The sequence below is a fragment of the Pontibacter rugosus genome, assembly GCF_042678745.1.
In the GTDB taxonomy this organism is placed as follows: Bacteria; Bacteroidota; Bacteroidia; order Cytophagales; family Hymenobacteraceae; genus Pontibacter; species Pontibacter rugosus.
This window is the reverse complement of sequence record NZ_JBHTLD010000006.1, coordinates 1-13329: the sequence shown is the minus strand read 5'-3', so window position 1 is coordinate 13329 and position 13329 is coordinate 1. Positions and strand designations below refer to the sequence as shown.

Genomic DNA, 13329 nt, shown 5'->3' with positions numbered 1-13329 from the left:
GCCTATGTACCCGCTACGCATTATACTTATATACCTTGGCTGGGCACTACTATGGGCTGCTGTCCAAACGTGGTTGCTATGGTCTGTAGGGTTGCCTATAGGTACAGCTGTCGCGGATGCGTTACTCACCAACGTGCTATTGGTTGGAGGTGGCTATGCCATGGGTACAGGCCTGCGCTACTATCAACCCAACATGAAACAGGCAGCATACCTGTTTGGGTGGAGCCTAGGCCTTGCAGGCATTAGTGTACTCTTATTCAACTTTATAACAAGCCGGTTATTTAAAGCTGATGAAGTATACTTAGCCTTTGTGGCTACCACACTGCAGGTGCGCATTCTTTTTGGGTGGCTGATGATATTGCTTGTGTTGCTCCTTAACTGGATGTGGTTCTATACAAAAGAGCGCCAGAAGGACGAGGCCCGCAAAGCCGATACTGAGAAAATGGCCCGCGAAGCCGAACTTCATACGTTACGGCAGCAGCTGCAGCCACACTTCCTGTTCAACAGCCTCAATTCCATCAGTGCATTGGTAGGGGCAAGGCCGGAGCAGGCACGCAACATGATCATGCAGCTCTCTGACTTCCTGCGGGGCACCCTGCGCAAAGAAGACCAGCAGCAGGTAAGCCTGTCCGATGAGTTGCAGCACCTGGAGTTATACTTAGAAATTGAGAAGGTTCGCTTCGGACACCGCCTGCAAACTGCCATTGAAGTACAAAACGAAACGATGAACATGCGCCTGCCGGCGCTACTGCTACAGCCAGTGGTAGAGAATGCCATCAAGTTTGGCCTCTACGATACTATCGGTGACACTATCATAAGTATAAAAGCCACTGCACAAGACCACCACCTGCACCTGCAGATACAAAACCCTTACGACCCCGCCACCGCGCAGCCACAGCTTGGCACGGGCTTCGGCCTAAGCTCTGTGCAGCGCCGCCTGTACTTGCTCTATGCCCGCCACGACTTGCTGCAGACACAGCAACAGGAAGATCAATTTATCACCAGCATCAAAATCCCACAAAACTATGATTAAATGTTTAGTAATAGATGATGAGCCACTAGCCCGTAGCATTGTGGTAGAGTACCTGCAGCGGTATACTGATATAGAGGTGGTGCAGGAGTGTGGTGACGGTTTTGCAGGCGTCAAAGCCATCATGCAGCACCAGCCCGACCTGATTTTCCTAGATATCCAGATGCCCAAGATAAACGGCTTCGAGATGCTGGAGCTGGTTGAGCAAGCTCCGGGCGTTATTTTCACCACAGCCTTTGATGAATATGCCCTGAAAGCTTTTGAAACCAACGCGGTAGATTATTTGCTGAAGCCCTTTAGCCAGGAGCGCTTTGATGCTGCCGTAAAGAAGTGGCTGGAGAAGCAAAGTATAAGTTCTTCTGAAAACAAGGCTACAGGCCTAAGCGAAGTGCCTGCCAAGCAACCCGAGGAGCAACTGCGCATTGTGGTAAAAGCCGCCAACGATATCCGCATCATACCTGTAAAGGATGTACTTTACTTAGAGGCTTATGATGATTATATAAAGGTGCACACACCCGATGGCCTCTTCCTGAAGAAGAAGACCATGAACTACTATGAGCGTGTGCTGGACCCTAAGCAGTTTGTGCGCGTGCATCGCTCTTACCTTATCCCTCTCGCACAGCTTACCCGCATAGAGCCGTTAGAAAAAGATGCCCATGTCGCTCTATTAAAAAATGGAATACGCGTTCCCTTAAGCCGCAGCGGTTATACTAAGTTAAGAGCTGTGCTGGGCATCTGAAGCAAAAAAAATAAGTATAATTCTGCTGCTATATTCTCTCCTGTATACCTGCTCTTCTTGTTAGGTCGGCTTTTCTATACATAAGCAAATGCCCTATGTTTATCGGTGTTTACCCTCCGTTAGGCTTCTTTTAGCTGTTGAGACAGCCTGTGCCAAGCTCTTGTTTTAAATTGTATTTATTAAATAAATAGCTATAAATAAGCTTGCTGCAGTATTATTTTAAAACTATGGAAACTTTTGAAATGAAAAATGTTTCCATAGTTTTGCTTCGATTTATGGATATGGAGACAGTAGAAAAAACAGAACCTAAGTGCAGAATAATGCGGGCCGCCTTCGGGATGTTCTGCCAGTGCGGCATCAAGAGCGTGTCGATGGATGATATTGCGCAGTACCTTTCTATGTCGAAGAAAACGCTGTACAAGTGGTTTAAAAACAAGGATCAGGTCGTGTATGAGTCTACTTCAGATTATCTGAGCCGGGTGCAGCAAGACAGTATGTGTTGCATCAGCAAAGCAGATAACGCCATAGACGAGCTCTTCCAGGTCCTGACACTAACGAAGGAGGTTTTCTCTAATATGCACCCTTCCATCTTCCACGACCTGCAGAAGTACCATGGCGATGCCTGGCAGCTCTGGATGGAGCACAAAAATAACTTTATGCTGGAGAAGGTGAGGGAAAACATACGACGTGGGATGGCCGAAGGTCTGTACCGCAAAGACCTGGATGTGGAGGTGATGGCCCGCATGCGTCTGGCTTTAATTGAGTTGATCTTTCGGAAGGATATTTACCCGCCGCACCAGTTTGAGATAAGCCGCACCCAACTGGCAGTGCTGGAGCACTACATGCTGGGTATGGCTACCCTAAAAGGGCATAAGCTAATAAATGAGTACAAGCAGATAACCGAAGAAGAATAATCACTACCTACTACCAATCTATAAAATTATGAAAAAACACATTAGCCTGACAGCGCTTATACTGGTGCTGTGGGGTACTGGCTATGCGCAGGGAGCACAGGAGCCCTTGCGCTTAAGCCTGCAGGAAAGTATAAACTTCGCGTTGCAGAACCGCGCCAGTTTAAAGGCTACCCGCAACGAGGAGAAAATAGCCAAAGCTCGGGTAGGCGAAATCAGAGCAGCAGGTTTGCCACAGATCAATGCCGCCGTGGATGCTGGCGACAACTTTATTCAACAGCAGAGCTTTTTGCCGGCAGAGTTTTTTCAGGACCCAGACAACCCTAACGCACCGGCGCCGGGTACGTTTGTGCCGGTTACCTTTACTCCTGCCTACACCAGCAATGCCACCGTTACGGGTAGCCAACTCCTCTTTGATGGCACCTATCTGATTGGTTTGAAAGCAGCCAGCACCTACACGGAATTATCGCGCAAAAATACGCAGCGAAGCGAGATTGAGGTAGCGGAGCAGGTAAGTAAGGCATACTACGGCGTGCTGGTGAACAGCGAACGTATGGAACTGCTCACGCAGAACCTGGTGCGCCTCGACACGCTGCTAAGCCAGACAAGCACCATGTTTGAAACCGGGGTGGCCGAGAAGCTGGATGTGGATCGTCTAAGCGTGCAGCGCAACAACCTACTGGTGGAACAGCAGAAAACAAAGCGTCTGATGACGATCAGCGAAAACCTGCTGAAATTCCAGATGGGCCTGAATCAGGCGCAGCCAGTTCTACTGGTGGATGAGCTGGCTGCGGTGGAGATAGATATGAGCCAGCTGTACCCGAAGGACTTTGACTACGCCAACCGCATTGAGTTTTCTATCCTGGAGACACAACGCGATCTGGCAGGTTTCCAGGTACAGGCTGATAAGGCAGGCTACCTGCCAAAGCTTTTCCTGAATGCCCGCTACGGCTATAATGCCGCCAGCAACGAGTTTCGCGACATCACCAGAACAAGCAATTACCTGGAGTATGGCTTTGTGGGGGTGCAACTGCAACTGCCTATTTTCGATGGGTTGCGCAAGCACTACCTGATTCAGCAGTCAAAACTGGCGCTGGAAAATACCAAGCTGGGGTTTGAGACACTCCGCCAAAGTATAGACCTTGAGCTGGCACAGGCATCAACCGAGCTTACCAATGCATTGGATGTATTGAATGCCCGCAAGGAAAACATGGTGTTGGCAGAGGAGATTGCCCGTGTGGCTAAAATAAAGTTTCAGGAGGGCGTAGGCACAAACCTGGAAGTAGTCTCCGCCGAAACCGATCTACGCGAGGCACAAACCAACTACTACTCAGCCATGTACGATGCGCTGATTGCCAAAGTAAACCTGGCAAGAGCCACCGGAACACTACTCACAAAATAAAACTATCGGAAAAACATCATTCCATTGAATCTGAACATGAAACGAATTATAGCAATCTCTTCCATGGCTGTACTGTTGGGCTTTGCAGCTTGCAACGGCGCCCAAGACAAGGAAGCACAGTTAAAAGAGCTTAAGGCGCAGCAAACCGAGTTACAGGAAAAAATAGCTGCCCTGGAGGGTGAGCTGAAATCTGAAGGCAACACGGTAGCCACTCAAAAAAAGACGGTGCCTGTATCGGTGGCGACACTGGAGCAGGACACGTTTCGGCATTACCTGGAAGTACAAGGCAGAGTTGATTTCGACCAAAACGTGTTTGTGAGTGCCAAAGTGCCGGGTGTGCTGACAGGTGTGCGGGTGCAGCGTGGCGATCAGGTATCTAAAGGCCAAACCATGGCGACCATTGATGCACAGGTGCTGGAGCAGAACATTGCGGAGCTTAGAACACGTCTGGAACTGGCACGCATTTCTTATGAAAAGCAGCAGAACCTCTGGAACCAGAAAATCGGGACAGAGATGCAGTACCTTACCGCCAAAAATAACAAAGAGGCGCTGGAGCGGAGCCTTGCTTCTCTGCAGCAGCAGCGCGACCAATACAATGTGAAAGCACCGGTAAGCGGCGTAGTGGATGAGGTAGTGCCGAACGCTGGAGAGGCTGTGGCACCAGGCATGGGCATTATCCGGGTGGTAAACCTGCAAGGCGGTAAAATTGTGGCCGAGGTGTCGGAGGCGTACCAAGCACGCATAAATAAAGGAGACAAGGCTGTGGTATATTTTCCAGATCTTGACAAGGAAATAGAGACGACGGTAAACGTGGTGAGTAGCTATATCAACCCAACCAGCCGCACTTTTACCGCAGAACTGCGCCCTACAAACACCAAAGACATTACGCTACGCCCTAACATGGTAGCTGTGGTGCGCATTCAGGATTACCAGAACGAAGATGTGATTGTACTGCCGGTAAACCTGGTGCAGAAAGACGAGAAGACGGAATACGTGTATATCGCCCAGAAAGCAGGCAACCAGTTTGTGGCCAAACGCAAGGAAATCAAGACTGGCATGAGTTACGGCGGTAATGTGGAAGTGCTAAGTGGCCTGTCGGCAAACGACAACGTGATTACCGCCGGTTACCAAACCGTGAACGAGGGACAGCCAGTGGTGTTTGGAGAAACAAGCCTTACCCAGAAATAGGGCCTAAAAGGAAAAGACTATGAAACAGTTCAAGCCAACCAGTTGGTCGATTGATAACAAGACCAGTATCTATATCATTACCATTATTATTACGCTGGCGGGTATCTTCTCTTATATCAACTTGCAGAAAGAGAACTTCCCCGATATTGTAATTCCTACGGTAATGGTGGCAACGGTTTATCCAGGCACTTCTCCGTCTGATATGGAGAACCTGGTCACGCGCCCCATTGAGAAAGAGCTAAAGGCTATAAACGGTGTTAAAAAAGTAACCTCTAACTCTGTGCAGGACTTCTCCCTAATCACGGTTGAGTTTAATACCGGTATAGAGGTGCCAGAGGCAAAGCAGCAGGTAAAAGACGCAGTGGACAAGGCACGGGCAGACTTGCCTACTGACTTGGACCAGGAGCCCAATGTGCAGGAGGTCAACTTCTCTGAAATGCCGATCATGTATGTGAACGTAGCCGGTAACTATAGCCTCGACCAGCTGAAGCAGTATTCAGAAGAGCTGCAGGACCGAATAGAAGGTTTTCCAGAAATTACACGTGTGGACATGGTAGGTGCTCTGAATAAAGAAGTGCAGGTAAACGTGGACCTCTATAAGATGCAGGCAGCACAGGTTACCTTTGCTGACATAGCCAATGCCATTGCTCGCGAAAACGTAACAGTATCGGGTGGAAACGTAACCGTAGGAGAGGCTAAGCGCTCTGTACGCGTGGTTGGGCAGTATACAGATCCTAACAAGATAGGTGATATTGTGCTTAGCTCAGTGGCCGGTGCCAATATAAAACTGCGCGATATTGCCGAGGTGAAAGAGGGGTTTGAGGAACAGGAAAGCTATGCGCGCCTGGGCAACCAACCGGTAATTACGCTTAATGTGATCAAGCGTAGCGGTGAAAACCTGATCGAAGCTTCCGATAAAATCCATGCCTCCATAGAAGAGATGCAGGGAACCACACTGCCCGGCGATCTGAACATTACGGTGACCGGAGATCAGTCGAAGATGACGCGCCATACGTTGAACGACCTGATCAACACCATCATCATCGGCTTTGCCTTAGTTACCCTGGTACTCATGTTCTTTATGGGTACTACCAATGCCATCTTTGTAGGTCTATCAGTGCCTATCTCTATGTTTGTGGCCTTTGTGCTGTTCCAGATGACAGGCTACTCACTCAACATGATTGTGCTTTTCGCATTCCTGCTGGCTTTGGGTATTGTGGTGGATGACGCCATTGTGGTTATTGAAAACACACACCGTATTTACCACAACTCCAGCATGGACGTTACAAAATCAGCCAAGGCAGCGGCCGGCGAGGTGTTTGTGCCCGTACTGGCAGGTACACTCACCACCATTGCTCCGTTCTTTCCGTTGCTTTTCTGGCCGGGTGTAGTTGGAGAGTTTATGTACTTCCTGCCCATCACGCTAATTGTGACGCTGGTATCTTCTCTGTTGGTGGCTTTTGTGATCAACCCTGTGTTTGCTGTTTCTTTCATGAAAAAAGACGGGGCACAGCAGCCGACATCTAAAGGGCGCAGCATCTTTTGGGTATTCATAGGCATTGCCTTAGCCATAGCTGTAGTAGGGTATATTGTGGGCTGGTATGGCACAGCAAACCTGCTGATGCTGGTGGTACTGCTGGTGCTGTTAAACAAGTTTGTGTTTACGAGCCTGATTCATAAGTTTCAGCATAAGGTGCTGCCGCGTTTTATGTCCGGCTATGAGCGCCTGCTGCGCTGGATGCTGGTGGGTAAGCGTCCGATCGCTGTCTTCTTCGGCGTGATCGTTCTCCTTATCTTCTCATTTGTGCTAACAGCGATAAACCCGCCTAAGGTGGAGTTTTTCCCAAGCGGAGATCCTAACTTCGTTTATACTTATATCAACATGCCAGTCGGTACAGACCAGGCCGTGACAGACTCTGTTACCAAGGTAGTGGAGCGGCGGGTGGAGCGTGTGATTGGGCAAAACAACCCGGATGTGGAATCGGTTATTTCGAACGTAGCCATAGGTGCCGGAGATCAAAATGACCGCAGTACCACAGCACAATCGCACAAAGGAAAGGTTACCGTTGCCTTTGTTGAGTATAAAGACCGTGTGGGAGAGAAATCCACCAGCGAATATCTGGCGCAAATACGTGAAAATGTGAAAGGTACACCTGGTGTAGATATCACAGTAGACCAGGAACAGAGTGGCCCGCCGGTGGGAAAACCAATTTCTATCGAGATTGCCGGTGAAGATTTTACAGATTTAATCAGCTTGTCGAAACAAGTAGAGCAGTACATCGACCAACAAGGTATTGAAGGTATCGAGGAGCTGCGGTCGGACCTGGAAGATAGCAAGCCGGAGATTGTGATTAATATCAACCGGGAGCGTGCTAACCGCGAAGGTATCTCTACCGGGCAGATTGGGCAGGAAGTACGCACGGCAATTTTCGGCAGGGAGGCTTCTAAGTTCAAGTTAGATGAGGATGAGTACCCGATTCAGGTGCGTTATGCAGCGCCATACCGTGATAACATTGATGCCTTGCTGGACATGCGCATCACTTACCGCGATATGAACTCTGGGCAGGTACGCCAGATCCCGCTGTCGTCGGTGGCAAGTATAGATTACTCCACCACATACGGTGGTATCAAGCGCAAAGACCTAAAGCGGGTGGTAACGCTGGAGTCTAACGTGCTGGATGGCTACAATGCCAATGAGGTAGTGCAGCAGATAGAAGAGTCACTGCAGCGTTTTGAAACGCCGGAAGGATTTGAAATAGGTATGGGAGGGCAGCAGGAAGAGCAGCAGGAGACAGGTCAGTTTCTGGTTTTAGCGCTGGTAGCGGCTTTCCTTATCATCTTCCTGATCCTGGTAACGCAGTTTAACTCGGTGTCGAAGCCATTCATTATTCTGTCGGAGGTGCTGTTCTCCATAATCGGGGTGCTGCTGGGCTTCTCGATCTTCGGGATGGATGTGTCCATCGTGATGACAGGTGTGGGTATTGTGGCGCTGGCGGGTATTGTGGTAAAGAACGGTATTCTTATTGTGGAGTTCACCGATATCCTGTTGGCTGAAGGCAGAAGTTTAAAAGAAGCTATTGTGGAAGCAGGCAAAACACGCCTGAACCCTGTGCTGCTTACGGCAACGGCCACCATACTTGGCCTGATTCCGTTGGCAATAGGCTTAAACCTTAACTTCTATACTTTGTTTACAGAGTTTGAAGCGGGTTTCTTCCTGGGCGGCGACAGCGTAACGTTCTGGGGGCCTTTGGCCTGGACAATTATCTTCGGCCTTAGTTTCGCCACCTTGGTAACGCTGCTGGTAGTGCCGGTTATGTACCTGCTGAACGAGAAAGTAAAAGATAGATTAATAGCAAAGAGAAAGCGTGGTAATGTACTGCTTCAAGACGAGCACCACGTGAATGGTAAAGTTAGAGAATACACAATTTAATCCTATGCTTACAACAGAGAGCGCTATCGAAACGGAAGTTATCCGTATCATTAGCAAAACCAAAGAGATTACAACTGACCGTCTGCAAGCCGGAAAGCGCCTTTCTCAAGATTTTGGTTTCGACACAGTAGACCTGGTGGACATCATCCTGGAGCTGGAGAAGAATTTTCAGATCACTATTCCGGATGAAGTGCCGATTGACACTGTAGGAGATTTTATTGACTTTGTGGCTACCCATACAATAAAGAAGGCTAGCTAATTTTAAATTTCATACTTAAATGAAAAGCGTTGAGAAGAAATTCTCAACGCTTTTTTTGCGCTTGGCAAGTATGGGAGATGTATTGCTAAAGCACACACTCCTAATCCTCGACTTTGGCTATGAACAAATAACGCTGTTGCAACAAAAGCCCTGTTAGTAGCACCATAAACCTAACTGTAAAAGTATAGCCTGCCGAAACGCAGCATCTATGCGGTTAAGGCAGGCTATAAAATTTCTTTAACACTAGCTGCTGCTATTGTCTGTCTGTAATCGTAAATATAGTAGGTGTAGTAAAGTTAGTAGTATAGGCAGGCTATTTAAAAAATGGTGATTCTATAATCTTTCAACTTTTTGTCTAACGCTTTTGAGTTGCCGCATACGCTATCCAGCAGCGACCAGAAGCCGGGGCCGTGGTTCTTCTCTACTGTGTGTGCCAGCTCATGCAGTATTACATAGTCGCAGAGGGCATCTGGCAGGCGCATGAGGTGCAGGTTCAGGTTGATGTTGTTGGTGTGTGAGCAGCTGCCCCAACGGCTTTTCGCGTTTTTGATGAACACGTTCTGATACTCAAATCCAAACTTATCAGCGAAATACTTCACGCGCTCTGGCAGGTATTGCTTAGCTTCCTTGCGATAGGCATCTTCGATAGACTTTCGCACGAACTTCTGTACATCCGGTGCATTTACCTCTTTAAAGGCTGGATAAAACACATTGATGTAACCATCCTGAATAACACAACGCATGTCGTATTTGGCGTGTGTAAGCAGGCGCAGCGTGTGATGCCTGGTTTTGAAGTCAGCGTTCTGGTCGTAAACGGTTACCTGCTGCTCATGCTGCTGCATGCGCTCCTGGTGCTCTTTGATCCAGTCTGACTTGGTGTAAATAAGTTGTTCTGCTTTTTCGAAGCTGATATGCGGCGGCACAGCTACGCGTACTCCCTTGATCGGGCGGACACTTATGCTGAGGCGTTTGGCTTTATCGCTCCGCTCGAACAACACTTTTCCGATCCCGTCTATGTGAAGGTTTACGGAACTAAGACGTAAGAATGATGAAGACACTTGGCTAAAGGTTAAAGTACAAAATTCTTTGTCCAAAGATAGATATTAATTTCATTAAAAAAAGCCTGATGGTTAGGCTTTTGTGTGAAATTGCTTAAATTAATGTATTTGTATTGTGCTATATCTGAATAGTTATGAACTCTTTGTATACGCTGTAACGCGGCAGGAAAGGTCTGTGAATTGTACCAATTTAACAAAAAAGCGGCAGGCCTGAGAACAGCCTGCCGCTTTTTTGTACGGGTAAATTATTTTTTATCGTACGTTGCCACCTGTAGGGCCATCATCTGCGCCATTCTTTGGAGCACGGGTACTGTCGGTGGTGGCAGCGCGTAGCGTTTCCTCGCGGGTGTTTGTTACAGTGCCTTTCGCATCTGTTTTATGGCCTTGCGACGAGTGCTGTGCCTTTGGCTCATCCTGCTCTTTTCCTTTCCTGTTTTCGTCTTTGCTGTTTTCCATAGCTGTACTTTATTTTAGATCGTGTTTTTTGTTTGTATGTCTACGTCTTCTGCTGTACGATCGCTGAACTTGGGCGTGCCAAAAGAGGGGTCGGTTGTTTGCGCTTCGTGTGCTTGCTGTGGCTCTACCTTGATAGGGCGAGTAGCCTCCCATTCTTTAAATTTATCTAGTTCAACTTTTATACTTGTCATAAACCAGGCAAGGAGGGTGGCATCATCCAGCAGGCCTATTACGGGGATCACGTCCGGAATCACATCTATAGGCATAATAAAGTAAAGCAGAACGGCTATACCACCAACTAAAGTAGCAGCAGGTATCTCTTTGTAATCTCCGGAAGAGGCAGCCTTGATCATCCGTGTCAGTAGCTGTAGGCTTTCCCATACTTCGCCGGCCATCGCTCCTACGCCTTTTTTTGCGGTAGCCTTTTTCAGTGTTTCGCTCACCAGTTTCGCTACCTCAGTAGGGCGCTTCAGGTAGCTTTCAGCCTTTTCCAGAATCTTTTTAAAGATGGCGCTTTGAGCTATTTTCTTGCCATCAGGTTTTTTGTTATCCATACTTTGTACTTGCTTTTACTTAATGTCGTGTTGGGGGCGCAACCGGCGGTTATGCCAAATCGGGTGCAATTTGCTTAAACAAACAGTACCTTTCCTATACTTACTCCCTATAAAATTGTTATGCCCGAGGTAAATAAAAAGCCCTGCAGCGGTATGCTACAGGGCTAACAGTTATTTATAGAGTATGAGCAGTCTAGTTTACACGGCCAGCAGCATAATAGTGATTGCGGTAGTACGGTTCTGAAAGAGAGCTCACCCGCACGCCTCCGTTTGTGGCAGAGTGAATAAACTTATTGTTTTTGAGGTATATGCCTACGTGGTAAATAGGCCCTTTGGCGCTGCGGCGGAAGAAAACTAGGTCGCCGGTGCGTACACTGTCTTTCTTTACACGCTCCACATCCTGAAACATGGAGTGGGAGCTACGGCTAAGACGTATACCATACACATCACGGTAAATGCTGGTAACGAAGCCTGAGCAGTCAGTACCTCTTTTAGAGTTGCTGCCAAAGCGGTAAGGTGTGCCCACCCACTTTGAGGCAGTTTCCACTAAATCACGATAGGCAGGATTTTTAAACTTTAGCCCAAGCTTCTTTACGTAATACTCTTCAAACTGCTCATGCTCTTCCTCGTCAACGGCAGGTTCGTTAAATTCTAGCACCCGCACAATGTCCTCGGCAGAATTTATCGCGTAAGGTGTAATAACAGTGGGCAATGCGTTGTCTTTAGCTGGGGTGGCTGATTTCGCGGGTGTTACTTCGTAGAAGTAAGACAAGGCTACCGACAGCAGGGCAAATGCACTTAAAATAAATGACTTCTTCATAGGGTTTAGCTTGTTTCAGGCCGCCGAAGCGGGTAAACAGTTTCACCTTTGTGGCGAACAAGTATAGCCATAGAAGTTTAAAGAGGCTATTACCTGCTGTGTTGCAAATGGTACGCAGCTGCAACACAAGACAAAAATAAGTTATATAAACTTAAGCACCAAACTAAAAGGTTGTGCTATTTACTTGATAATGTGATTCTTCTGCTCATAAATAGCATTCGTTTGCCCTTAATAGATGTTTTAGTAGCTGCACATGGCTTATGCAGCAGTACAATTTCAGCTGATTTATGGACTTCAAAGTTGTAGAACGATCTCCTTTTGCCAGAATTGCACGCATGGTGCTAAAAAGTAATAACGTAGCTATGGTGCTGGGCAAAAGCATACATTTGAGTGGCGTAAGCCGAGAGGATTTTATCAAAGATGAGGGTTGGCTGGCGCATGAGCTATGCCATATCGAACAGTTCCGGGAGCATGGCTTTTTCAGGTTTCTGTGGCTTTACCTGTGCGAATCGATGCGGGTGGGATACTATAACAACAAGTATGAGGTAGAGGCTCGCATCGCCGGTATGAAGCACCGCAAGTTTCAGAACCCAGCCAAACGTGCTGCCGCAGTCGTAGATCCTACTGGTATACCGTTGCCGGGGGATAGTAAGCGGAAGGCGTAGTGGTAGGAAGTAGGGATATCCGATAGCACGCGACTGCGGTCTTAGTTGGCAAGGGTTTTGCCGCTAATATCATTATGTTTATCAGTTGCGATTGATGTTGTGTTCCTCACTCCACAATTTGCTCCTTGGGTGGCTTAACTTTAGCACTAGATATTTAGTACTGTCAGCCTCACAATTCAGAACTGGCTCTTCTGTCTCTATTTATCTGAGAGCTAATTCTAGCTATAACAGCTACGGCAGTAACTGTAATAATGATTTTACCATTGTTCTCCTCGAATAAGAGCATACTTCCTATAAGCCATAAACAGATAGAAACAAGACCCATAGTTATAGTTTTTCTCGATATTTTATCCATGACAGCGACTTGGTAGGTTGTTGCTATTAACGTTTACTCTTTAATATAATGAATTTTGCTATAACTTACTGGGCTAAACGACTGGCGTTCAGGTGTTATTAGCTGTGGTTTTATTTATTGATATAAGTTAAGTAGGTAAATAGCAAAATAACAATGGCGTTAATTATTATCCTATTGTTTTTACAACAGTCCATGTAGAATCTATATTTTTTTGTTGCTGTCCATCGGTAAGGTCTATTTTCCCATTTTGCAGGACAATTTTCTAATGCGAGAAGTCCATCAAACGAAATAAAGAATCGCTGAGAGGCTGTTTTGATTTAGTTGAGTAAAAAAGCAGGTGTCGGTTGTTGGGTAATAAAAGTTTGCAGACTTATGACTTACCCAAGCGATTTAACCGACACCCAATGGCAATGTATAGAGAAGCTACTGGAAGATGAAATGCTTGCAAGAAAGCGCGCGTGG

At 47.3% G+C, this 13329-nt stretch carries 12 protein-coding genes; 8 read left to right on the top strand and 4 right to left on the bottom strand.

The features are described 5' to 3' along the window. Positions 1-4 precede the first annotated feature (4 nt). The 7 genes from ACFQ2O_RS01390 (at position 5) to ACFQ2O_RS01360 (ending at position 8959) form a co-directional block, all read left to right on the top strand. Positions 5-1033 (top strand): sensor histidine kinase, encoded by a 1029-nt coding sequence (locus ACFQ2O_RS01390; RefSeq protein WP_377522324.1) that lies wholly within the window; start codon positions 5-7, stop codon positions 1031-1033. Next, positions 1026-1769 (top strand): LytR/AlgR family response regulator transcription factor, encoded by a 744-nt coding sequence (locus ACFQ2O_RS01385; protein ID WP_377522322.1) that lies wholly within the window; start codon positions 1026-1028, stop codon positions 1767-1769. The genes ACFQ2O_RS01390 and ACFQ2O_RS01385 overlap by 8 nt, the downstream gene beginning before the upstream one ends. 227 nt (positions 1770-1996) lie before the next feature. Further along, positions 1997-2683, top strand: coding sequence for a TetR/AcrR family transcriptional regulator (locus tag ACFQ2O_RS01380; RefSeq protein ID WP_377522321.1), 687 nt, complete (start codon positions 1997-1999; stop codon positions 2681-2683). Between the two features lie 28 nt (positions 2684-2711). Next, on the top strand, positions 2712-4082 hold the full coding sequence (locus ACFQ2O_RS01375) for a TolC family protein (protein ID WP_377522319.1): 1371 nt from the start codon (positions 2712-2714) through the stop codon (positions 4080-4082). Between the two features lie 36 nt (positions 4083-4118). Next, positions 4119-5270 (top strand): efflux RND transporter periplasmic adaptor subunit, encoded by a 1152-nt coding sequence (locus ACFQ2O_RS01370; RefSeq protein WP_377522317.1) that lies wholly within the window; start codon positions 4119-4121, stop codon positions 5268-5270. A 19-nt stretch (positions 5271-5289) separates the two neighbouring features. Next, positions 5290-8700: an efflux RND transporter permease subunit gene (locus tag ACFQ2O_RS01365; protein ID WP_377522316.1), complete on the top strand. Its 3411-nt coding sequence runs from the start codon at positions 5290-5292 to the stop codon at positions 8698-8700. Positions 8701-8704: 4 nt separating this feature from the next. Beyond that, positions 8705-8959, top strand: coding sequence for an acyl carrier protein (locus ACFQ2O_RS01360; protein WP_377522315.1), 255 nt, complete (start codon positions 8705-8707; stop codon positions 8957-8959). A gap of 317 nt (positions 8960-9276) precedes the next feature. On the opposite strand, the gene ACFQ2O_RS01355 is transcribed toward ACFQ2O_RS01360, so the two are convergent. The 4 genes from ACFQ2O_RS01355 to ACFQ2O_RS01340 all read right to left on the bottom strand — a co-directional run bounded on the left by ACFQ2O_RS01355 (position 9277) and on the right by ACFQ2O_RS01340 (position 11847). Next, on the bottom strand, positions 9277-10017 hold the full coding sequence (locus ACFQ2O_RS01355; RefSeq protein ID WP_377522314.1) for a M48 family metallopeptidase: 741 nt from the start codon (positions 10015-10017) through the stop codon (positions 9277-9279). A gap of 252 nt (positions 10018-10269) precedes the next feature. After that, a complete protein-coding gene (locus ACFQ2O_RS01350) occupies positions 10270-10473 on the bottom strand; it encodes a hypothetical protein (RefSeq protein WP_377522313.1) in 204 nt (67 codons plus the stop codon). Between the two features lie 14 nt (positions 10474-10487). Next, positions 10488-11027 (bottom strand): YkvA family protein, encoded by a 540-nt coding sequence (locus ACFQ2O_RS01345; RefSeq protein ID WP_377522312.1) that lies wholly within the window; start codon positions 11025-11027, stop codon positions 10488-10490. A gap of 193 nt (positions 11028-11220) precedes the next feature. After that, positions 11221-11847 carry a C40 family peptidase gene (locus ACFQ2O_RS01340; protein ID WP_377522310.1) on the bottom strand — a complete coding sequence of 209 codons (627 nt, stop codon included), beginning with the start codon at positions 11845-11847 and terminating at the stop codon, positions 11221-11223. Between the two features lie 287 nt (positions 11848-12134). On the opposite strand from ACFQ2O_RS01340, the gene ACFQ2O_RS01335 reads away from it, so the two are divergent. Next, positions 12135-12512 (top strand): hypothetical protein, encoded by a 378-nt coding sequence (locus tag ACFQ2O_RS01335; protein ID WP_377522308.1) that lies wholly within the window; start codon positions 12135-12137, stop codon positions 12510-12512. Positions 12513-13329: the final 817 nt, after the last annotated feature.

Bases quoted from the DNA above. Each gene is read 5' to 3' on its own strand.
- ACFQ2O_RS01350 (WP_377522313.1), bottom strand. From the start codon at position 10,473: ATGGAAAACAGCAAAGACGAAAACAGGAAAGGAAAAGAGCAGGATGAG.
- ACFQ2O_RS01365 (WP_377522316.1), top strand. From the start codon at position 5,290: ATGAAACAGTTCAAGCCAACCAGTTGGTCGATTGATAACAAGACCAGT.
- ACFQ2O_RS01380 (WP_377522321.1), top strand. From the start codon at position 1,997: ATGGAAACTTTTGAAATGAAAAATGTTTCCATAGTTTTGCTTCGATTT.
- ACFQ2O_RS01340 (WP_377522310.1), bottom strand. From the start codon at position 11,847: ATGAAGAAGTCATTTATTTTAAGTGCATTTGCCCTGCTGTCGGTAGCC.
- ACFQ2O_RS01375 (WP_377522319.1), top strand. From the start codon at position 2,712: ATGAAAAAACACATTAGCCTGACAGCGCTTATACTGGTGCTGTGGGGT.
- ACFQ2O_RS01345 (WP_377522312.1), bottom strand. From the start codon at position 11,027: ATGGATAACAAAAAACCTGATGGCAAGAAAATAGCTCAAAGCGCCATC.
- ACFQ2O_RS01385 (WP_377522322.1), top strand. From the start codon at position 1,026: ATGATTAAATGTTTAGTAATAGATGATGAGCCACTAGCCCGTAGCATT.
- ACFQ2O_RS01335 (WP_377522308.1), top strand. From the start codon at position 12,135: ATGGACTTCAAAGTTGTAGAACGATCTCCTTTTGCCAGAATTGCACGC.
- ACFQ2O_RS01370 (WP_377522317.1), top strand. From the start codon at position 4,119: ATGAAACGAATTATAGCAATCTCTTCCATGGCTGTACTGTTGGGCTTT.
- ACFQ2O_RS01360 (WP_377522315.1), top strand. From the start codon at position 8,705: ATGCTTACAACAGAGAGCGCTATCGAAACGGAAGTTATCCGTATCATT.
- ACFQ2O_RS01390 (WP_377522324.1), top strand. From the start codon at position 5: ATGTACCCGCTACGCATTATACTTATATACCTTGGCTGGGCACTACTA.